23 protein-coding genes are annotated in these 21,165 nt (G+C 32.0%); 22 read left to right on the top strand and 1 reads right to left on the bottom strand.

Going from position 1 to position 21,165, the window contains the following annotated elements:
* Window positions 1-6: 6 nt before the first annotated feature.
* The 6 genes from holA to DW1_RS10275 all read left to right on the top strand — a co-directional run bounded on the left by holA (window position 7) and on the right by DW1_RS10275 (window position 4,490).
* Complete coding sequence (holA, locus tag DW1_RS10300) at window positions 7-1,047, top strand: DNA polymerase III subunit delta (protein ID WP_074350543.1); 1,041 nt, start codon at window positions 7-9, stop codon at window positions 1,045-1,047.
* A 17-nt stretch (window positions 1,048-1,064) separates the two neighbouring features.
* Complete coding sequence (locus tag DW1_RS10295) at window positions 1,065-1,928, top strand: sensor histidine kinase (protein WP_074350542.1); 864 nt, start codon at window positions 1,065-1,067, stop codon at window positions 1,926-1,928.
* A gap of 120 nt (window positions 1,929-2,048) precedes the next feature.
* Window positions 2,049-2,552: an NfeD family protein gene (locus tag DW1_RS10290; RefSeq protein ID WP_074350541.1), complete on the top strand. Its 504-nt coding sequence runs from the start codon at window positions 2,049-2,051 to the stop codon at window positions 2,550-2,552.
* 24 nt (window positions 2,553-2,576) lie between these two features.
* A complete protein-coding gene (gene floA, locus DW1_RS10285) occupies window positions 2,577-3,557 on the top strand; it encodes a flotillin-like protein FloA (RefSeq protein ID WP_074350540.1) in 981 nt (326 codons plus the stop codon).
* A gap of 23 nt (window positions 3,558-3,580) precedes the next feature.
* Window positions 3,581-3,772, top strand: coding sequence for a hypothetical protein (locus DW1_RS10280; protein ID WP_074350539.1), 192 nt, complete (start codon window positions 3,581-3,583; stop codon window positions 3,770-3,772).
* Complete coding sequence (locus DW1_RS10275) at window positions 3,744-4,490, top strand: LytR/AlgR family response regulator transcription factor (protein WP_074350538.1); 747 nt, start codon at window positions 3,744-3,746, stop codon at window positions 4,488-4,490. Before DW1_RS10280 ends, DW1_RS10275 begins: the two co-directional genes overlap by 29 nt.
* Window positions 4,491-4,564: 74 nt before the next feature.
* Here the strand turns inward: DW1_RS10275 and rpsT are convergent, their stop codons facing one another.
* Complete coding sequence (rpsT, locus tag DW1_RS10270; protein ID WP_074350537.1) at window positions 4,565-4,828, bottom strand: 30S ribosomal protein S20; 264 nt, start codon at window positions 4,826-4,828, stop codon at window positions 4,565-4,567.
* 209 nt (window positions 4,829-5,037) lie between these two features.
* Here rpsT and gpr point away from each other — a divergent pair, with 209 nt between their 5' ends.
* The 16 genes from gpr to DW1_RS10190 all read left to right on the top strand — a co-directional run bounded on the left by gpr (window position 5,038) and on the right by DW1_RS10190 (window position 21,130).
* Complete coding sequence (gpr, locus tag DW1_RS10265; RefSeq protein WP_074350536.1) at window positions 5,038-6,012, top strand: GPR endopeptidase; 975 nt, start codon at window positions 5,038-5,040, stop codon at window positions 6,010-6,012.
* Between the two features lie 192 nt (window positions 6,013-6,204).
* Window positions 6,205-7,500: a stage II sporulation protein P gene (locus DW1_RS10260; protein WP_074350535.1), complete on the top strand. Its 1,296-nt coding sequence runs from the start codon at window positions 6,205-6,207 to the stop codon at window positions 7,498-7,500.
* A gap of 79 nt (window positions 7,501-7,579) precedes the next feature.
* Window positions 7,580-8,173, top strand: coding sequence for a signal peptidase I (gene lepB / locus DW1_RS10255; RefSeq protein ID WP_242942479.1), 594 nt, complete (start codon window positions 7,580-7,582; stop codon window positions 8,171-8,173).
* 37 nt (window positions 8,174-8,210) lie between these two features.
* Entirely contained in the window at window positions 8,211-8,558 is a 348-nt protein-coding gene (locus tag DW1_RS10250; RefSeq protein WP_143474405.1) for a hypothetical protein, read from the top strand.
* Window positions 8,559-8,641: 83 nt separating this feature from the next.
* Window positions 8,642-10,450, top strand: a complete 1,809-nt coding sequence (gene lepA / locus DW1_RS10245; RefSeq protein WP_074350533.1) for a translation elongation factor 4 — start codon at window positions 8,642-8,644, stop codon at window positions 10,448-10,450.
* A gap of 256 nt (window positions 10,451-10,706) precedes the next feature.
* Window positions 10,707-11,843: a radical SAM family heme chaperone HemW gene (gene hemW, locus DW1_RS10240; protein WP_074350532.1), complete on the top strand. Its 1,137-nt coding sequence runs from the start codon at window positions 10,707-10,709 to the stop codon at window positions 11,841-11,843.
* Window positions 11,844-11,958: 115 nt separating this feature from the next.
* Complete coding sequence (gene hrcA, locus DW1_RS10235; protein WP_074350531.1) at window positions 11,959-12,993, top strand: heat-inducible transcriptional repressor HrcA; 1,035 nt, start codon at window positions 11,959-11,961, stop codon at window positions 12,991-12,993.
* 79 nt (window positions 12,994-13,072) lie between these two features.
* Window positions 13,073-13,645, top strand: a complete 573-nt coding sequence (grpE, locus tag DW1_RS10230; protein WP_074350530.1) for a nucleotide exchange factor GrpE — start codon at window positions 13,073-13,075, stop codon at window positions 13,643-13,645.
* A 27-nt stretch (window positions 13,646-13,672) separates the two neighbouring features.
* The gene (gene dnaK, locus DW1_RS10225; RefSeq protein ID WP_074350529.1) at window positions 13,673-15,502 is read left to right on the top strand and encodes a molecular chaperone DnaK; all 1,830 of its coding nucleotides are present in this window, start codon (window positions 13,673-13,675) and stop codon (window positions 15,500-15,502) included.
* 126 nt (window positions 15,503-15,628) lie between these two features.
* Entirely contained in the window at window positions 15,629-16,762 is a 1,134-nt protein-coding gene (gene dnaJ / locus DW1_RS10220) for a molecular chaperone DnaJ (RefSeq protein WP_074350528.1), read from the top strand.
* Window positions 16,763-16,877: 115 nt separating this feature from the next.
* Window positions 16,878-17,819, top strand: a complete 942-nt coding sequence (gene prmA / locus DW1_RS10215; protein ID WP_074350527.1) for a 50S ribosomal protein L11 methyltransferase — start codon at window positions 16,878-16,880, stop codon at window positions 17,817-17,819.
* A 4-nt stretch (window positions 17,820-17,823) separates the two neighbouring features.
* Window positions 17,824-18,570 carry a 16S rRNA (uracil(1498)-N(3))-methyltransferase gene (locus DW1_RS10210; protein WP_074350526.1) on the top strand — a complete coding sequence of 249 codons (747 nt, stop codon included), beginning with the start codon at window positions 17,824-17,826 and terminating at the stop codon, window positions 18,568-18,570.
* Window positions 18,570-19,874 carry a tRNA (N(6)-L-threonylcarbamoyladenosine(37)-C(2))-methylthiotransferase MtaB gene (mtaB, locus tag DW1_RS10205; RefSeq protein WP_074350525.1) on the top strand — a complete coding sequence of 435 codons (1,305 nt, stop codon included), beginning with the start codon at window positions 18,570-18,572 and terminating at the stop codon, window positions 19,872-19,874. The genes DW1_RS10210 and mtaB overlap by 1 nt, the downstream gene beginning before the upstream one ends.
* A 158-nt stretch (window positions 19,875-20,032) precedes the next feature.
* Complete coding sequence (locus tag DW1_RS10200; RefSeq protein ID WP_074350524.1) at window positions 20,033-20,377, top strand: histidine triad nucleotide-binding protein; 345 nt, start codon at window positions 20,033-20,035, stop codon at window positions 20,375-20,377.
* A 113-nt stretch (window positions 20,378-20,490) separates the two neighbouring features.
* The gene (rpsU, locus tag DW1_RS10195) at window positions 20,491-20,673 is read left to right on the top strand and encodes a 30S ribosomal protein S21 (protein WP_074350523.1); all 183 of its coding nucleotides are present in this window, start codon (window positions 20,491-20,493) and stop codon (window positions 20,671-20,673) included.
* Between the two features lie 13 nt (window positions 20,674-20,686).
* The gene (locus tag DW1_RS10190; protein ID WP_074350522.1) at window positions 20,687-21,130 is read left to right on the top strand and encodes a GatB/YqeY domain-containing protein; all 444 of its coding nucleotides are present in this window, start codon (window positions 20,687-20,689) and stop codon (window positions 21,128-21,130) included.
* Window positions 21,131-21,165 lie beyond the last annotated feature (35 nt).

The raw sequence follows: 21,165 nt of genomic DNA, 5'->3' as shown, positions 1-21,165 counted from the left end.
CGTCAGATGGACTATAAGGAGATGCTAAAAGATATTAAAAATGATGAACTCAAAAATGTTTATCTTTTATATGGAAATGAGATGTATTTGAAGGATTATATAATATCTAATATCAAGCAAAAATATATTGACGTAGCTTTTGAATCGCTTAATATGATTTATATTGATGGAAAAGAGACAACTACAGATAAAATAATAAATGCATGTGAAACATTACCATTTATGTCTGATAAGAAAATAGTTGTGGTAGAAGATCTTCCCTTATTTACTACTAAGAAAGAAACCAATAACTTAGATGAAGATGAGCTATGCAACTATTTGGGGAAACTTAATTCATCTACTTGTTTGCTGTTTGTTTTAAATGAAGTTAAAATTGATAATAGAAAAAAAGTGATTAAGATTATTAAGCAAAATGGTGAAATAGTACAGTTATTAAAGCTAAGAGATGCTGAATTAATAAAGTGGACTCAAAGTGTTTTTTCTAGAAATAAAAAAAGTATTTCAAATATAGATATTCAGTTTTTTTTGCACCAAGCTGGATATTACGATTCCAATAATGAGCGTACATTGTATGATCTTGAAAATGAAATTAACAAAATTTGTAGTTATCTCGGGCAAAGAAAAATTGTAGAAAAAGAAGATATTGAAAAAGGAGTAGTCAAGTCGCTTCAAAATAATGTTTTTGCACTAGTAGATGCAATAGGAGAGAAAAAGGTTGATGAAGCCTTATCTATATTTAATGATATGATTTTAGACAATGAACCTATTCAGTTGATTTTTCACATGATAATTAGGCAACTGAGACTGTTGATGCTAACGAAGCTTTATGGAGAAAAGGGGTATAGCCAAGGCGATATATCTCAAAAAATTAATGTCCCTACCTTTGTAGTAAAAAAGCTATTAATGCAAACAAAAAATTTTTCTTCTACAAATCTCAATACTATACTAGAAAAAGCTCTTGATGTTGATAGAACTATTAAAACAGGCAAGATGGAGTGGAGTTTAGCAGTTGAAATGTTCATATCTGAAATAAGTAACTTATATTAAATGAATGGGGAATTTTTATGAATAAAAATTTTAACATCTATGCTAATAAGGCCATTAGAATTATTGTCGTTATTAACTTGATACAGGTGATTTTAGTAACTGGTCTAATAACCGTGTATTTGTTAAGAGACAATCTAAGTTTTTTGCCTATTAATAGCTTTGATTTGCTCCTAATTAGTTTAGTGTCTATTTCTCTAATTAATAATTTTCTCGTTTTGAAGGATATAAGGGTGGTAAGAGATCTAAGTCTGCAAAACAATATGAAAAGTATATCCTTACAAAATATATCAGAACTTAATAATGTATTACGTGCCCAACGGCATGATTTCTTAAATCATCTACAAGTTGTTTATAGCTTAATCGAATTAAATGAATATACTGAAGCTTCTAACTATATTGAGACTGTATATAAAGATATCATAAAGGTAAATAGGTCACTAAAAACTTCAAATGCAGCTATAAATGCACTTTTACAAGCTAAATTAGTAGACTGTGAGAATAAAGATATTTTAGTAGAACTACATATTGATACAAGACTTGAAAACCTAATAGTTCCTGATTGGGAAATGTGTAGAGTTCTTGGAAACTTAATCGATAATGCCATTGATGCCGTAAAAGAGTCAAAGGAAAAAGGATTTATTAATATTGAAATAGTTGAAATAGATTCAAATTATGTTTTTACTATTAGGAATAGTGGAAAATCAATCCCTAAAGAGATGCTGGATAGTATTTTTGAGCCGGGCTATACAACTAAAAGAAATAGAGGAGAGGGTATGGGGCTAGCAATAACTAAGAAAATAACACAAAAATATAATGGAAAGATAACTGTAGATAGCAATCAAAGCGTGACAACCTTTAGTGTCTATATTCCATCTGAATAATAGCTGATGAAAGCGACATATGAGACCTCTAAATGTATTGTTTATTAAATATGTATTTATATATAGATATTATAGATATAATATAAAATTATCTAATAATCATCGGAAGGGAGTGAACATATGGTAATGGCAGAATTAGTCCAAAGTATAGGTATATTATCTGTTATATTTTTCGGCTTAGGATTTTTACTTATGATTATAGAGGTTTTCGTTCCAGGATTTGGAGTCTCAGGCATATTAGGAATTATTTTTCTAATTGCTGGTGTCATAGTAACAGCTAAAACATTGCTTGAAGCTTTGATTTTAATAATAATAATTCTAGCAATATTAGGGGTGCTTACATCTATACTCATAAGATCTGTTAGTAAAGGTAGACTTCCAAATAAAATAATATTATCTACCTCAATTAGCAAAGATGAAGGATATATAGGTACAAATGATATGCAGTATTTTTTAGATAAAGTAGGTACCACGTTAACTGTTCTAAGACCAGCTGGTACAGTTGACTTTGATGGAGTAAAGCTTGATGTAATCTCAGAAGGAGATTTTATACCAAAGGATACATTGGTAAAAGTCACTAAGGTTGAAGGTCGAAAAATAGTTGTTAGACAAATAAGGAACTGAAATTACAATTAGGAGGGGGATACTATGTCAACAATAGCATTAATTATTATTATTGCAGTGATTATTATTGTATTGGCTTTATTTTTTAGCTTTATTCCTGTTGGGCTTTGGATATCAGCTGCTGCAGCAAATGTAAAGATTAGTATATTTACTTTAGTGGGCATGAGATTAAGAAGGGTAAGTCCACATAGAGTAGTAACAACTCTTGTAAAGAGTAGAAAAGCAGGACTAAATATTACAAGCGATCAACTAGAGGCTCATTACCTTGCAGGTGGAAACATTGATAGTGTAGTGAATGCTTTAATAGCTGCTGAAAGAGCAAATATACCTTTAGAGTTTGAAAGAGCAACAGCAATTGATTTAGCGGGTAGAGATGTATTTGAAGCTGTACAGATGTCTGTAAAGCCTAAGGTCATAGAAACGCCTAATATAGCATCTATTGCTAAGAATGGTATAGAACTTATAGTAAAGGCAAGAGTTACTGTTAGAGCAAGTATAGATAAGCTAATTGGTGGAGCAGGAGAAGAAACTATCATTGCACGTGTTGGAGAAGGAATTGTAACTACCATAGGCTCAGTTATAACTCATGAGGAGGTCTTGGAAAATCCAGATCTAATATCTAAAACAGTATTAGAGAAAGGGTTAGATGCAGGTACAGCCTTTGAAATATTATCAATAGATATTGCAGATGTTGACGTTGGAAGAAATGTAGGAGCTAAGCTACAAATTGATCAAGCTGAAGCAGATAAACACATAGCTCAAGCAAAGGCTGAAGTGCGAAGGGCAATGGCTGTAGCAAAAGAACAGGAAATGGTAGCTGCAGTACAAGAAGCGAGAGCTAAGGTAGTTGAAGCAGAAGCAGAAGTGCCAAAGGCTATGGCAAGAGCATTAACTGAGGGGAAAATTGGTGTGATGGATTATTACAATATGAGAAACATTATGGCAGATACAGATATGAGGGAGTCTATATCGAACATTGGAAAGGCAGATAAGTCTGATGACTAATATTAGGGAGCGGAGTTGGTATAATGAAAGACTTTGAGTTTAATGATTGTAAAAAAGAAGCAGAGGAAAACAAAATAAACTCAGCAAAAAAATACTCTTTAGAATTAACAAAGAAGAGCTTATTAGATGGAATTATCATGTCTGAAATCCTTGGGCATCCAAAGGGAAGAAAGGGATTGATGTACAATGTGCATAAAAGTATTAATAGCAGATGATGAAAGTGGCATGAGGCTTGTGCTAAGAAAAATAATAGAAAGAATCGAGGGGTTTCAGGTAGTTGGAGAGGCTGAGGATGGTAGTTTAGCTCTATCGTTAGTTGAAGAGCTAGACCCTCAGTTGATCTTCTTAGATATAGAGATGCCAAAGTTAGATGGTATTGAATGTGCCAAACTTATATCTGATATAGATCCAAAGAAAATGATAGTTTTTGCAACGGCTCATCCTAGTTATATGCCAGATGCCTTTGAAGTATATGCCTTTGATTATATAACAAAGCCTTTTAAAGTAGATAGAATTATTAAGACCTTAAATAGAGTTAAGGAAATAATGTCAGATCCTAAAGATAAAGGTCAAGAAAAAGTAGTATATCAACAATCTATATCAGATAAACTAATTATAAAAAATAAGGATGGAGTTAATTTTATTGATATGGACAGTATAGTACTAATCCAAAGAGAGGGAAAAAGTACTGTCATATATACACCTGATAATAAGTATAATACTTCTGAAGGATTAAGCGATATTGAAAGACGTATAGGAAAGCTTAATTTTTTTAGATGTCATAAGTCATACTTAATAAATACATCAAAAATAATTAAGATATCACCCTATGGAAGATGGACCTATGTAGTTCACTTTAAAGATATAGAAAATGATGCGTTAATAACTCACAAAAAATATGAAGAACTAAAGAAAATATTTAATCTTTCATAATCGGCAAAAAATTAAAATACTTCGGGCTTGGCCCGAAGTTCTTTTATTTATTAAGTTACTGTGTAATATGGTAACTACACAGCCTCATTTAACTTTTTTGTCAAACGACTTACTTTTCTAGCTGCAGCATTTTTATGGATAGTATTTTTAGCAGCTGCTCTATACAATTTCTTCTCTACCAATTTAAGTAAAGATTTTGCTGAATCTAAGTCTCCGCTCTCAACAGCTTTATTGAATTTAGCAATATATGTCTTAATTTCAGATTTTCTAGACTTATTTAAAGCAGTTTTAACTTTGATAACTTCTATTCTCTTTTTAGCAGATTTAATATTTGCCAACAGGTTCACCCCCTTCGAAAGCCTTAACAAAAGTAATTTTACCATGAAGAAAAGGAAATTGCAAGAAAAATATGCTATTTCTTTTATAACCAATTTATATACAAATTATTCGATATTCTAGAAAGTATAAATACAACCAACTAGTGCAAGTATATATTATATATAAAAATATATAAATAATCAATGGAAAATTCATGGAGGTGAAAATAATGTTTCAAGTAAGAACAGACTTAGCCATTGAGGCAAGAGAAATATTTGAACAGAAAAACAAGAGTGACACAAAAGATGTTCAAATAGAAAAGGAGGAAAAAGAAAACTATTATGTTACCAGAGTTAAAATCTTAAATGAGAGTGGAGAAAGAAAATTAGGAAAACCAGTTGGAACTTATATTACTATTGATGTGCCAGCTTTGAAAAATGCCGATCAAGATTTAAAGGATGAAATCAGTCAAGCAGTGGCAAAGGAGCTAAGAAATATAATTAACCCAAATAAACAGACTAAATCATTAATAGTAGGATTAGGTAATTGGAATATCACTCCAGATGCATTAGGGCCTAAGGTTATAGATAAGGTATATGTTACTAGGCATCTTTTTGAAGCCTATAATAAGACAGAAGATGAAGATATGACAAATGTATCTGCTATTTCTCCTGGGGTCATGGGAATAACAGGTATAGAGACAAGTGAAACGATTAAAGGAATTGTAGAAAAAATCAATCCAGATATTGTTATTGCCATAGATGCACTAGCTTCTAGAAAAATGGAAAGAGTTAGTACAACTATTCAAATAACTGATGCAGGCATAAGCCCAGGTTCAGGCATAGGTAATGCACGAAAAGCATTGAATAAAGAATTCTTAGGTGTACCTGTATACGCCATAGGAATTCCTACTGTAGTTGATGCTGCTACTATGATAAATGACACAATGGAATTAATAATTGCAGAACTAAAAAATCAAGCTGATAAAGGTACTAGTTTTTATGCTATGCTTGAAGAAATGGAATCTCAAGACAAATATCAACTAATTAAGGAGGTCTTAACTCCTTATATGCCCAATGTTGTAGTGACTCCAAAAGAAATAGATGAGCTTATAAATAATTTATCATTAATAGTTGCCAATGGAATAAATATTGCCTTACATCATGGAATTGATTTGAAAGATGTGAATAGATACATAAATTAATATATTAACGGATAATTTTTACTTAAAGCCCTATAAAAACTATAGGGTTTTTTGTTTAGCCTCTGTAAAATCAGCTTGTACAAAATTATAGATTTCGACAATATGCTTTCTAACAATATTCATAATAGCAAACTATATAGAATATAATTTCATATAACATTTTCACTTAAGGAGTTGAAGGAGTTGTTAGAGATGATGAGAAACGAGAATTTTAATAAAGGAATTACATATGTAATAGTAGCTATATTATGCTTATCAAATTTATTTCTTGGTGCAAACGTAATTAAAAAATTATCATATATTAAGAAAGCATCTATGGTTGATAAAGATAGTATTGATGAAGAGAAAGTAGTATCAGTATTTAATTCAATAACAACAAACGAAGATAAAGGCGTATTACCATTAAATGAAGTTAAAATTGAAAACGAAACAAATATAGAAGAGATTAAATCAGAAAAGGATATAATAGAAAGTGACTTTTTTTTAAGAATATTACTTAATTCAAGCTCTTATATGAAAGCGGCATATGAAATGGAGTACGTTGAAACAAAACTAGAGCCTTTTAAAAACAGCCTTTTTAGTAGACTAGCAGTCGTACTTAAGCCTAACTTTTACATAAAGCCTCATCTTCCTGCTATTGTAAATGCATTTAACGACACGTATTCATGGAAATCAGATAATGTAGAAAGTGAAAAAATACAAGAGTTAGAGGGGTATATCGTGCTTAGTGACATAATATTTGTTGAGGATCCAACAGAAAGAGATGAGCTTAATCAAGAACTAGAACTTATGGGGAAAAAACATGACGATAAACTATATATTGAGACTCCAAAAAGTGTAAGCTTAGACCATGAAAATCCGTATATTCTAATATATCATACTCATGGAACAGAAGCTTATTTGCCAATTACTACAGATAGATTCCATAGTGAAAATAGAGAATATAATGTGCTAGCAGTAGGAGAAATAATTGCAAAGGTACTTGAGGAAAAAGGGCATAAATTAAAATGGGTAGATAAATATCATGATATACCTTCTTATAATAAATCCTATAATAATTCTCTAGCTACAGTAAAAGAAGAATTGAGTAAGAATAGTAGTATCAAAGTAATATTAGATATTCATAGGGATGGAATAGAGACAGAAATCCCTACAGCCTTAAGTAAAGCTCAGAAGGCCGCTAGAGTCACTATAGATGGGAAAAGTGTCGCAACCTTTTCTTTAGTCATAGGTCCAAGCAACCCAAATAAGGAACAGCTTATAAAATTTGCAAATTATATAAGACATACTTCTGAAAGTATGTACCCAGGATTGTTCAAAGGAATTATTATAAAACAAAGCGGAAAATTTAATCAATATTTAAGTGATTACTGTGCATTGCTAGAAGTAGGTAGTAACTTAAATACCATAGAAGAAGCACGAGAATCTGCCAAGTATATTGGAGAAATTTTACATAAGGTTATAGAAGGTATAGAAAAACAAGATTAAAATTCTTTACAAAACTATTTTTTTATATAAATTAATGTTATAATTGTTCTTAGGAATTTTGCCTAAGGAGGTAAAAGACATGATGAATGAACATAAGAACGTAGAACAAGAAGAGAAGAACATGAAACAAGAACAAAAAAACAATATTAGAAAAGAAATATTAGAATGGTTAAAGAGTATAGCCTTTGCTGTAGTAATTGCAGTATTAGTTAAAACCTTTTTGTTTAATACAACCTATGTTCTTGGATATTCAATGTACCCTACATTACATGAACGAGACAGGCTGTTTACAAACAAAATAATTTATAAAATTAGCCAACCTAAACGCGGAGATATTGTAGTTCTTGAAGCTCCTGATGATCCAGATAAGGATTACATAAAAAGAGTTATAGGAATAGAAGGAGATACAGTTGAGATAATTGATGGCAAAGTTTATGTAAATGGAGAGCCTTATAAAGAGAACTATATATCTGAGGATGCGTATACTTATAGCTATGAAAACAGTTCGTGGAGGGTAGAAAAGGGATATTTATTTGTTTTAGGAGATAATAGAAACAAAGGTGCAAGTAAAGATAGTAGGTACTTAGGGCTTATACCTATAAGCGCTATAAAAGGAAAGGCCACATACAGATATTTTCCTTTTGATAATAGATTTGGCTCTCTTTACAAATAGGGATAAAAGACCAAATAATTGCTAATAATATACATTGGTGATTATTTTGGAAAGTAGAGTTGAAAGATATCAAAAGAGTAAAATTCATAAAAGACAAAGAAGAATAAAGACAGTCATTCTTATTTTATCTATTATAATTTTTGTATTTGGTTTAGATACAGTAGACAAAGCTGTTAGGGATATGATGAATATCCAAGATAAACAGCTTTATTTTTTCAGTTATAATGATAACTTCTATAAAGTTCATTTGCTAGGAACAGATTATTTGGTTGATAAAAAAGAAATAGATGATAAAATAGACTATGTTAAGAAAATTATGGAGGATTTTGTTAAACTAGCAGACAATTATTTGGATAAGATTTGGATAAAAATAAAGACCAGGTAAATTAAATTCTGGTCTTTTATCAGTTATTAACCTGTGTTATAATTGTAAAAGGTATTTTTCCCTGTAAATGAGGAGGATAGTATATGGACGATAGACAAAAAAGAATTAGAAATTTTTCTATAATAGCTCATATTGATCATGGCAAATCAACTTTGGCAGATAGATTAATTGAAAAAACAGGATTACTTACTTCAAGAGAGATGCAAAACCAGCTTCTTGATAATATGGACTTAGAAAGAGAAAGAGGAATAACAATTAAGCTACAAACTATAAGACTTGTGTATAAAGCAAAGGATGGAAATGAGTATATATTTAATCTTATAGATACTCCAGGACATGTGGACTTTAATTATGAGGTTTCTAGAAGCTTAGCAGCATGCGAAGGAGCAGTGCTTGTAGTCGATGCTGCACAAGGAATTGAAGCTCAGACATTAGCCAATGTTTACTTAGCCTTAGATCAAAATCTAGAAATAGTACCTGTTATCAATAAAATTGATTTACCAAGTGCAAGACCTGATGAGATAAAAAAAGAGATTGAAGATGTTATAGGACTTGACTGTGAAAGTGCTCCACTTATATCAGCAAAAGATGGCTTAAACATAGAGGATGTTCTTGAAAGTATTGTGGAAAAAATACCTGCTCCTGAAGGAGATATAAAGGCTCCTTTAAAGGCCCTTATTTTTGATTCCTATTATGATAGCTATAAGGGTGTTATAGCTATGATAAGAGTAATGGATGGCGTAATAAGACCTGGTATGGAAATTAAAATGATGTCAACAAATAAAAAATTTGAAGTTACTGAGGTAGGTATATTTGCACCCAAACATACTCCGGTAAAAGAATTAGCTGCAGGTGATGTAGGTTATATTGCTGCTAGTATAAAAAATGTAAAGGATGCTCGAGTAGGGGACACAATTACCGAAGCCTTAAGACCTACAGAAAAACCACTTCCAGGATATAAAAAGGTAACCCCAATGGTTTACTGCGGTATTTATCCAGCTGAAGGTGAAGACTATAATAGTGTTAGAGAGGCGTTAGAAAAGCTTCAGGTAAATGATGCTGCTTTAGTATTTGAGCCTGAAACATCAGTTGCTTTAGGGTTTGGTTTTAGATGTGGCTTCCTTGGACTTCTTCATATGGAGATTATTCAGGAAAGATTAGAGAGAGAATTTGACTTGAATATGGTAACTACAGCTCCTAGCGTTATTTATAAAGTAAAGAAGAAAAGTGGAGAAATGTTAGAACTTCAGAATCCTACAAATCTTCCAGATACAACTGAAATAGAATATATGGAAGAACCAATAGTAGATGTAACTATTATGACTCCCACCGATTATGTTGGCGCTATTATGGAGTTATGTCAAAATAGACGTGGAGTTTTTAAAAACATGGAATATTTAGAACAAACTAGAGTAGTGATGCACTATGAACTACCTTTAAATGAAGTTATTTATGATTTCTTTGATGCTCTAAAATCAAAGACAAGAGGATATGCCTCCCTTGATTATGATTTAAAAGGATACAAGCAATCAGAGCTTGTTAAGCTTGATATTCTAATAAATGGAGAATTAGTTGACGCCTTTTCAATCATTGCGCATAAGGACAAATCATATGAGAGAGGTAGAATGATTGCAGAAAAACTAAAGGATGTAATACCAAGGCATCAGTTTGCAGTACCTATTCAAGCTGCTATTGGTGGGAAAATTATTGCAAGAGAAACTGTAAAAGCTCTTAGAAAAGACGTGTTAGCTAAATGCTATGGTGGGGATATTTCTAGAAAGAAAAAGCTACTAGAGAAGCAAAAAGAAGGAAAGAAGAGAATGAGACAGATTGGTAGCGTAGAAGTACCACAAGAGGCGTTTTTAGCTGTGTTAAAATATGATGAGAAATAAGAATATAGAAAATTATAGAAATACTAAGCGAACATTTGCAGGACATGACTATAATTCTTAGCGAATGTAGATTAAAAATCCGTTAAGCAACTTGCACTGTTTGAGCGAAGCGAGTTTGCAAGTTGTAGGATTTTTTATCGTAATGAGCTATAGAATTATTCATGTCCGAAACCGTGAGTGTGTATTTCTATAATTTTCATAGAATGAAGCTAAGGAAAATTTCCTTAGCTTCTAAATATATAAGGGAGTGTTATTTATGAAAGATGTTGGAATATATATTCATATTCCTTTTTGCCACAGTAAATGCTACTATTGCGACTTTTGTTCTTTTCCTAAGATGATAGATAGAGCAGAAGAATACGTTTCATATATAAAAAAAGAAATTGATTTATATGAAGAGGCTCTTAAAGATTACAATGTAAGTACAATATTTATAGGTGGCGGTACTCCAACTATAATTGATGGAAAATTCATATATGAAATAATTGAACATATCTATAAGAAAACAAATGCAAGTAAAGTAGCAGAAATAACAATTGAAGCAAATCCAAAAACTTTAGATGAAAATAAGCTGCAAATTTATAAAACTGCTGGAATAAATAGAATTAGTATAGGTGTTCAATCTTTGAATGATTCTATGTTAAAGAAAATAGGAAGAATACACACAGTAGAAGACTTTATCAATACCTATAATCTAATTAGAAAATATGACTTTAATAACATTAGCTTTGATCTTATGTTTAATCTTCCCGAACAAACTCTAGAAGACTCTATCAGAACAACTGAACTAGCTACCCAATTACAGCCTGAGCATATATCATACTATAGCTTAAAAATAGAAGAAGGTACACCATTCTATGATAGCTATATTAATAAACAACTGATCCTTCCTGATGAGGATACAGAAAGAGAAATGTATCATAGAGGAATTGAGTTATTAGAAAAAAAGGGTTACTATCATTATGAAATATCAAACTTTGCAAAGAAAGGCTACGAAAGCAAGCATAATTTAATTTATTGGAAGTGCGAACCATACATAGGATTAGGCTTATCTGCTCATTCATACTTTAACAAATATAGATATGGTAATACAGAAGATATGACTATCTATTTTAAGCAAATATCCAATAAAAACCTAGCTTTAGTAGAAAAAGAATTTATAGATAGTCAAATGGAGATGGCAGAATATTTAATTCTAGGTCTAAGATTAATTAATGGAATCAATTCAAAGGATTTCAAAAAAAAGTTTGATACTAATATTAACGAGGTCTATGGTAAAACTATAAATAAATTTATTGTAGAAGGTTTATTAGAAGAAAGTAAAGGAAATATAAAACTTTCAAAAAAAGGGTTAGATTTATGTAACATTGTTTTTATGGAAATCATTCCATAGACATAACAAAGCAAAAAAAGGTATTGACAATTTAATATAACAATGATAATTTAAAATCATGAGGATTAGCACTCGTTAAATGAGAGTGCTAACAATAAAATAGGATGTGATATGTATGATGCTTGATGATAGAAAACTTAAGATTTTGCAGGCAATTATACAAAGCTATATTGATAGTGCAGAGCCTATAGGCTCTAGAACTATTTCTAAAAATTTTGACTTAGGTGTTAGTTCTGCAACTATTAGAAATGAAATGTCTGATTTAGAAGAACTTGGATACCTAGTGCAACCACATACCTCCGCAGGCAGGATACCATCAGACAAAGGCTATAGACTGTATGTGAATAGATTATTACAATCAGGTAATCTAGGCTTTATTTTAAGACATGACCTAAAAAGCAAGCTTGTGAAGGAAATAGGAGAGGTGGACCAACTTATCTACAATGCTGCTAAAATTCTTTCAAAGGTAACTAATTATACATCTCTAGCAATAGCTCCACAAATTAAAAAAAGTCAGCTAAAGCATATTCAACTAGTGCCTATAGATGAAACTAAGATATTAGTTGTAATTGTGACAAATTCAGGCATAGTAAAAAATACTGTTTTGAGAACAGATTCAGATATTTCTTCTGAGCAGTTAAATATAATTTCTAATTATTTGAATGATAAATTAAAGGGTTATAATATTGGAGAGATTAATTCTGAAGTCTTAGATAAGCTTGTAAAGGAGATGTACGAATTTAAGCAATCTATTTTGGATATTTTTCCAATAATTATGCACGTATTAGAAGATACAACAGAAGTAGGGGTATTCTTAGATGGCGTAACTAAGATATTTAATTTCCCTGAATATAATGATCTTGAAAAAGCAAGGGAGTTTATTTCGTTTTTAGAGAATAAACCAAATATTTTATCAATGATGCTAGGCGGAGAACAAAATGATGTTGAAATCACAATTGGCAATGAGAATGCCTATGATGAAATAAAGAATTGTAGTGTAATAACAGCTACCTATAGCCTAAATGGAAGAACAATAGGAAAGATTGGGGTAATAGGACCTACAAGAATGAATTACTCTAATGCAATTAATGTTGTAAGATCTCTGTCATTAGACTTAAATGAAATATTGAAAAAATATTTTAATGAATAAGGTGTAAGAGCTTTATCTTACACCTAGTATATGAATAGAAGGAACATAGGAATATTGTTCTTTGAATGGAGGATTGAAAATGGAGAAAAAATCTAAAGAGGATTTAGCAACACATACCCTGGAAAGTGAAGAAGTAAATAGTAACCTTGAAGCTAATGTAGAAGAAATGGAAAATGATAAAGAAATCAATGTTGAAGATGTTTTGGAGAAATACAATAGTAAAGTAGCAGAATACGAAGAGCTTATGAATAGATATGTTAGGCTTCAAGCAGATTTTAATAACTTTAAAAAGAGAACAGAGAAGGAAAAGGAAAGTTCTTATCATTTTGCAGCACAAGAAATTATAGCATCCTTACTTCCAGTTATGGACAATTTTGATAGAGCACTTAAAGTAGATACAAAAGAGACTAATGTTGAAAACCTTTATAAAGGGGTTGAGATGGTCTATAATCAACTAATTGAATCACTTCAGGCTAATGGGCTAGAGGAAATAAACGCTGTTGGTGAAAAATTTGACCCTAATTTTCACCATGCAGTTGCTCAAGAGGAAAGTGATGAATATGAGGAAAATGTAGTGACAGAAGTGTTTCTAAAGGGCTATAAAGTGAAAGATAAAGTTATAAGACCTAGTATGGTTAAGGTTTCAAAATAATTAAGTACTACATAAGGAGGAATAAATATGTCAAAAATTATTGGAATTGACTTAGGAACAACAAACTCTTGCGTGGCAGTAATGGAAGGTGGAGAGCCAGTTGTTATCGCAAACGTTGAAGGTAATAGAACTACTCCTTCTATAGTTGCCTTTACAAAAGAAGGAGAAAGACTTGTTGGGGAAACAGCAAAAAGACAAGCAGTTACAAATCCTGATAGAACTATATCTTCAATTAAGAGATATATGGGAAAAGACCACAATGTAACAATAGATGGGAAAAATTATTCTCCTCAAGATATATCAGCTATGATACTTCAAAAACTAAAATCAGATGCCGAGGCTTATTTAGGGGAAACAATAACAGATGCAGTTATTACTGTTCCAGCTTATTTTTCAGATAGTCAAAGACAGGCAACAAAAGATGCAGGAAGAATAGCAGGCTTAAATGTTAGAAGAATAATAAATGAGCCTACTGCTGCATCATTAGCTTATGGTCTGGATAAGGATGAAGACCATCATAAAATAATGGTTTTTGACCTTGGTGGAGGAACTTTTGATGTTTCCATACTTGAGTTAGGAGATGGAGTGTTTGAGGTTATAGCTACTAGTGGAGATAATAACCTTGGTGGAGATGATTTTGACCAGGTAATCATAGACTACATGGCTGAACAATTTAAAAAAGAACATGGTGTAGATTTAAGAAATGATAAAATGTCACTTCAAAGATTAAAAGAGGCTGCTGAAAAAGCTAAGAAAGAGCTATCAAGCGTAATGACAACTAATATAAATCTACCATTTATAACTGCTACACAAGCAGGTCCATTACATTTAACTATGGACTTAACAAGAGCTAAGTTTGATGAGTTGACAGCTCATCTAGTAGAAAGAACTATGGTACCTACTAGGAAGGCTCTAAGCGATTCCGGTCTATCTGCAGCAGATATAGATAAAGTTATACTTGTAGGTGGTTCTTCTAGAATTCCTGCAGTACAGCAGGCAGTTAAGAATCTAACAGGAAAAGAACCACATAAAGGTGTTAACCCAGATGAAGTAGTTGCTTTAGGAGCAGCAATTCAAGCTGGAGTTTTAAGTGGTGAAGTCAAGGATTTACTATTACTAGACGTAACACCACTATCATTAGGTATAGAAACTTTAGGTGGAGTATTTACTAAGCTTATAGAGAGAAATACAACTATACCTACAAAGAAAAGTCAAGTTTTCTCTACAGCTGCTGATAATCAGACTGCAGTTGATATACATGTACTACAAGGTGAACGACAAATGGCTAGTGGGAACATTACTTTAGGAAGATTCCAGTTAACAGGAATTCCACCAGCACCAAGAGGAGTACCACAAATTGAAGTAACTTTTGATATAGATGCTAATGGTATCGTTAATGTATCCGCTAAGGATTTAGGAACTGGAAAAGAACAGAAGATAACTATAACTGCTTCTACTAACTTATCAGAAGAAGAGATACAACGAAAAGTTAAAGAGGCTGAACAATTTGCAGAAGAGGACAGAAAGAATAAAGAAAATATAGAAGCTAGAAACAATGCAGATTCATTAGTATATCAAACAGAAAAGACACTAAAAGAGCTTGAGGGAAAACTAGCTGGTGATGAAAAAGAAAAAGTTCAAAGCAAACTAGATGAGTTAAAGAAAGCTCTTGAGGGAACTGATATTGAAAATATTAAGAAAAAGACAGAAGAACTTACAACTGAGTTCCATGCGCTATCTCAAAAATTATATGAACAGGCTTCACAGCAAGGTGCTCAAGGAGAACCTCATCAAGATAGTGGTCATGATGATAATGTTGTAGATGCTGACTATGAAGTAGTAGACGATGACAAATAGCATATATAAAGCTAAGTCCTTTGGGATTTAGCTTTTATATTGGCTATTGACATATTGTATCAAATAAATTAAACTAATAATCGTTTATAATTATAGTGTAATACCCCATTAGAAGGTGGTGAAACATTGAGTAAAAGAGATTACTATGAAGTATTAGGCGTTGATAAAAATGCTACTGAACAAGAAATTAAAAAAGCCTTTAGACAATTAGCTAAAAAATATCATCCTGATTTAAATCCAGATAATAAAGACGCTGAGCAAAAATTTAAAGAAGTCAATGAAGCCTATGAGGTACTAAGCGACCCTGATAAAAAAGCTAGATATGATAGATTTGGGCATGAAGGTGTAAGTGGTCAGGCAGGCGGCTTTAGTCAAGGATTTGAAGGATTCGGAGGCTTCGGAGATATATTTGAGGATATTTTTGATATGTTTGGAGGTGGTTTTTCTAGTAGTACTAGGAGAAATGCACCTAGAAAAGGTTCTGATATTAAATATAGGTTAGATATTGAGTTTGAGGAAGCGGTTTTTGGAGTTGATAAAGAAATTGAGTTTAAAAGAACTGAAAATTGTTCAAAATGCAGTGGTACGGGAGCAGAGCCTGGAACTAGCAAAATTAAATGTCCTAAGTGTAATGGTTCAGGAGAAGTAAAATATGCTCAATCCACTCCTTTTGGTCAGTTCGTAAGAGTAGGTACATGCGATAGGTGTAATGGTCAAGGAGAGATAATTGATAAGCCTTGTAGCAAATGTTCTGGATCAGGAAAAGAAAGAAAAGCAAGAAAAATTAATATTAAAATACCTGCTGGTGTAGATACAGGTTCAGTTATCCCTCTAAGAGGAGAAGGAGAGGCTGGTGAAAAAGGAGGTTCTCATGGAGACTTATATATATATATAAATGTGAAGCCTCATGAAATATTCACAAGAGAAGGAAATGATATATACTGTGAAGTGCCTATATCATTTGTACAGGCTGCGCTTGGCGGAGAGATAGAGATTCCTTCTCTTGAAGAGAAAATAAAGCATATAATTCCTGAGGGGACTCAAACAGATACAGTATTGAAATTTAAAGGCAAAGGCATACCTAATGTAAGAGGATATGGAAGAGGAGACCAATATGTCAAGGTTGTTGTACAGGTTCCAACAAAACTAACTGACAAGCAAAGAGAAATTCTTAAGCAATTTGCTGTAGAAAGTGGAGAAAAGGTCTATGAGCATAAGAAAGGCTTTTTTGATAAAGTTAAGGATGCCTTTTCAGGATAATAATAACTCCATATTTATGGAGTTATTATTATATCAGCTTTAATAAACCTTTGTGTTTTTTCAAACATATAGGGTATAATATTTTAGAATACTATTTATAGGAGATGTGAATGATATGAAATGGATCGAAGTACAAGTGAAAACCACAGCCGAGGCGGTGGAGACTGTTTCAAGCATATTATATGATGTTGGAGCAGGAGGTTTATCTATTGAAGATCCGAATGATATCATTTTGTATGCTAAAAGTGATGAGTGTTGGGATTATATAGAGCCTAGCTTGTTAGAGCAGAACTATGAAGGAGTAATAGTAAAGGCATACTTTCCAGAAAGTGAAGACTTAATAGATAAGATTGAGCTAATAAAGCAAAATGTTGAAAAAATTCCACTATACAATTTAGACAAAGGTCTTGGAGAAGTTACTACTTCAGAAGTATATGAGAAGGATTGGGCAGAGGCATGGAAAAAATACTATAAGCCTAAAAAAATAGGAGATAGGATTGTAGTGAAGCCTACTTGGGAGGAATATAAAAAAGAGGATAATGACATAATATTAGAGCTTGATCCAGGCATGGCATTTGGTACGGGCACTCATGAAACTACTATATTATGTATTAGGCAGCTTGAGAAATACATAGATTCAGGACAGACTGTTTTTGATGTAGGCTGTGGAAGTGGAATATTGTCAATAGCATCAGCAAAGCTTGGTGCCGAAAAAGTTGTAGCTGTTGATTTTGATGAGCTAGCTGTTAAGGTAACAAAGGAAAATGCTAGAATTAACAATGTTGAAGATATAATAGATGTCAGACATGGAAACTTACTAGATGTAGTTAATGAAACTAGTGATATTATAGTTGCAAATATAATTGCAGAGATTATTGTAGTTTTAACTAAAGATATACCTAGATTTCTAAAAAAGGGTGGAATTTTTATTACATCTGGAATAATACATGAAAAAATAGATATGGTTAAAGAAGCGATGATAGCAGAAGGTTTGGAAATAATCGATACAATTACTTTAGGTGAATGGGCAAGTGTAGTAGCTAAGTTGGGTGAATAAAATTATGCATAGATTTTTTGTTGATAAGGAAAATATACAAGACAATAAAATCACGATAATAGGTGAGGATGTCAAACACATAAAAAATGTCTTAAGACTTATTGAAGGTGATATCGTATCTCTATGCGATAAACAGGGTACTGACTATGTTGCAGAGATTTGTGATTTGTCTAAGGAAAAAGTAATTTGCAATATTTTAGAGACTAAAGTATCTGACACAGAGCCTCCTATTGAAGTTATACTGTATCAAGGAATACCTAAGTCTACAAAAATGGATTTAATTGTACAAAAGTCTACAGAATTAGGAGTGGCTAAAATTATTCCCGTCATAACTGATAGAACTGTAGTGAAAATACAAGATAGAAAAAAAGAGGAGAAGAAGCTTGAAAGGTGGCATAAGATAGCTGAAGAAGCCGCGAAGCAAAGTAAGCGGAGTATAATTCCAGAGGTATGTCAGATTCTTACTTTTGAAGAGGTGTTAGAAACTCTGAGTAGAGATGAATTTATAATAGTTCCTTATGAGAATGAAGAGATTATGGGGATTAAAGAAGTATTAAAAGATAAATCTTATAAAAAAGTAAATATAATAATTGGACCAGAAGGTGGATTTGAAGATAAAGAAATTAAATTGTTAAAAGCTATTGGAGCTAAGATAGTATCTCTTGGCCCTAGGATACTGAGAACTGAAACAGCAGGATTTATTACATCTGCAATAGTATTATACGAACTAGGAGATTTAGGGGTGATTTAATGAGCAAAGTTGCTTTTCATACTCTAGGCTGTAAAGTAAATCAATATGAAACAGAGGCAATGGCGGAGCTTTTTGAAAAGAACGGCTATGAGGTAGTACATGAGGATGAGATTGCAGATGTATACGTCATAAATACTTGTACCATAACCAATCTTGGTGATAGAAAATCAAGACAGTTCATCCGCCGAGCAAAGAATAACAATCCAGATGCAGTTGTTGCTGTTGTAGGGTGTTATGCCCAGACTGCTTCTGAAGAGATAATGGCAATTGACGAGGTTGATATAATTATTGGCACCAAAGACAGGAATAGAATTGTAGAACTAAGTAATCGGGTAAGAGAGAGTAAAGAAAAAATCAATATAGTAACTGATATTATGAAGCAACATGAGTTTGAAGAAATGATGATTGAGAACATCGAAGGAAAAACAAGGGCATTTTTGAAAATTCAAGAGGGCTGTAATCAGTTCTGTTCATATTGTATAATACCATATGCTCGAGGTCCAATAAGAAGTAGAAAATTAGAAAATATATTGACTGAGGTAGATAAACTCGCAAAAAGTGGATTCAAAGAGGTTGTATTGACTGGTATACATATAGCTTCGTATGGTAAAGATATGGGAGAAATTAGATTAATAGATGTTATAGAGAGTGTGCATCAGATTTCTGGTATTGAAAGAATTAGATTAGGGTCTATAGAACCTACTATTGTGACCAAAGAATTTTTAGATAGACTGACTAAGCTTCCAAAGGCATGTGACCACTTTCACCTATCACTACAAAGTGGAAGTGATTCTGTTTTAAAAAGAATGAATAGAAAGTATTCGACTGATGAGTATCGGAAAATAGTAGAACTAATAAGAGAATATATGCCCAACGCAGGTATTACTACAGATATAATAGTAGGATTTCCAGGAGAAACTGAAGAAGAATTTTCTGAAACATGTAGACTTGTTAATGAAATTGGATTTTCTAAAATACATGTGTTCCCTTACTCGCCTAGAAAAGGTACACCTGCTGCGAAACATAAAAATCAATTGCCAGGAAATATAAAACAGCTTAGGAGTAAGGAACTAATAAAAATAGGGGATGAAAATACTCAAAAATTTAATGAAAAATTCATTAGTTCTACATTAGATGTTTTATTTGAAGAACAATCAAAAATAAGCATGGATTTTATAGAAGGCTATACAACTAACTATATAAGAGTTTTAGCTAAAGCTGACACTTTATTTGAAGGTAAGATACTTCCAGTTGAACTTGAAAAAGTACAAGGTGAAAATATGGTTGGGAAAATACTCTATTAGGAAATTAGGAAGGATTTTTCTATAGTATTGTTGAATAGTATATAGATAGTAATATGATAAGAAGTTATATTTCGTTTCACATTAGAATTATGCTGTCCATACTTAATGGAATATGCATGTTTTGATAATATTATAATAAATATAAGGAGGTGAAACGGGTGTCAGAGTGTATTTTTTGTAAAATTGTAAATGGAGATATACCTACTAATAAGGTATATGAAGATGATAAAACAGTTGCATTTTATGATTTAAACCCGCAATCTCCTACTCATATTTTGATAATACCAAAAGAACATATACCCTCAGCTAACTATATAGATGAAAACAACTCTGATTTAATTAGCCATATATTTGTTGCAATAAAAAATATTGCAAAAGAAAAAGGTTTAGATAAACAAGGATATAGAATTGTAAACAACTGTGGCGAATTTGGAGGTCAGACAGTAGAGCATATACATTTTCATTTGTTAGGAGGCAGACAGCTACAATGGCCACCAGGCTAAAAATTAAGTTGCATAATTCTGATATTTAATGTATAATAATCTAGTGCCGAATTCCACTTACTGCATATAGTATATTAAAGGCCTGTTGTAGTGGTTGAGGGGAGGGAGAACGAATGTCAGAAATCAAAGTCGGGGAAAATGAATCATTAGATAATGCTTTAAAGAGATTTAAAAGACAATGCGCTAGATCTGGTGTATTAGCAGAAGTTAGAAAAAGAGAGCATTATGAAAAGCCAAGCGTAAGACGTAAGAAAAAATCCGAGGCTGCAAGGAGAAAAAACTCTAGATCAAGATAAGAGGTGAAACATGATGTCCCTTAAAGATAGGTTAATGGATGACTTAAAAGCTTCTATGAAAAATGGGGATAAACTTAGAAAAAATGTTATCACAATGGTAAGAGCAGCTATTAAGCAAAAAGAAGTTGATGAAAGAATAGAATTAAATGATGAAGCCATTATTGACGTTATCTCAAAACAGGTAAAGCAAAAGAAGGATGCTATTGAAGACTTTCATAGAGGTCAAAGGCAGGATTTAGTGGAGTTAACGGAAAAAGAAATTAGCATACTGTTAAATTACTTACCACAACAATTGACTGAATCAGAACTTGAAAAAATAGTTAAAGAAGCTATTGAAGAGGTTGGAGCAAATTCAGTTAAGGATATAGGCAAGATAATGTCAAATGTCATGCCTAAAGTTAAAGGCAGAGCAGATGGAAGTATGGTAAATAATATAGTAAGACAATATTTTAAATAGATGAAAACCTGAACAGTTTTGTTCAGGTTTTCTTT

This window comes from Proteiniborus sp. DW1 (genome assembly GCF_900095305.1).
GTDB lineage: Bacteria > Bacillota > Clostridia > Tissierellales > Proteiniboraceae > Proteiniborus.
The sequence above is the reverse complement of the archived record's forward strand: the minus strand, read 5'-3'. Positions and strand labels throughout refer to the sequence as shown.